Origin of the sequence: Proteus sp. fly-1013, assembly GCF_040140245.1 — a bacterium.
Classification (GTDB): Bacteria; Pseudomonadota; Gammaproteobacteria; order Enterobacterales; family Enterobacteriaceae; genus Proteus; species Proteus mirabilis_B.
Genome location: NZ_JBEEWD010000025.1, coordinates 1 through 758 on the forward strand (window position 1 = coordinate 1; position 758 = coordinate 758).

Annotated in this window: 2 tRNA genes; both read right to left on the reverse strand. The window is 44.2% G+C overall.

The features are described 5' to 3' along the window. Nucleotides 1-379 precede the first annotated feature (379 nt). Nucleotides 380-455 (reverse strand) — tRNA-Ala (locus tag ABN236_RS19270). 136 nt (nucleotides 456-591) lie between these two features. Next, nucleotides 592-668: transfer RNA gene (locus tag ABN236_RS19275), tRNA-Ile, on the reverse strand. Nucleotides 669-758: the final 90 nt, after the last annotated feature.

Consider the following 758-nt stretch of genomic DNA (forward strand, 5'->3'; position numbering starts at 1 on the left):
TTAGCACGTCCTTCATCGCCTCTGATTGCCTAGGCATCCACCGTGTACGCTTATTCGCTTAACCTCACAACCCGAAGGTGTCTTCTAAAACGGATTGCTGCGCTTCATGATTTCGACGTTGGGCAGTGCTCGCAATGCTCACATACTTTAAGTATGCTCCGCTTGCTGTGCGCTGTCCGCCTTGAAATCATTTTGCTCGCATATCCTTTCTGAAGAGTACTTTCAGATTTGAGATTTTGAGAGACTCATCAATATACCTCGGTGATATATTGATTTGTTTTCAATTTTTCAGCTTGTTCCAGATTGTTAAAGAGCAAAATAATTCGCAGTATACTATTGCTAATATACTCTGAATTATTATTTTATATTCAAGAGATTATGGTGGAGCTAAGCGGGATCGAACCGCTGACCTCCTGCGTGCAAGGCAGGCGCTCTCCCAGCTGAGCTATAGCCCCATAATGCATTCTTTAATACCAGTACAACCACTCCCTTTCTTCTTTTCAGAAAGAAGATTTTTCTTTAGGCAAGGCGTGGGGTCACGAAGTTTACATCAGTAAACGAGTGAATTCACAACGCAGTATAAAGGAAAATTGGTAGGCCTGAGTGGACTTGAACCACCGACCTCACCCTTATCAGGGGTGCGCTCTAACCACCTGAGCTACAAGCCTATACCGGTATTTCTGCTCGTTCTTCATCAGACAATCTGTGTGAGCACTGCACATAACACGTATCTCTTAGGTAAGGAGGTGATCCAACCG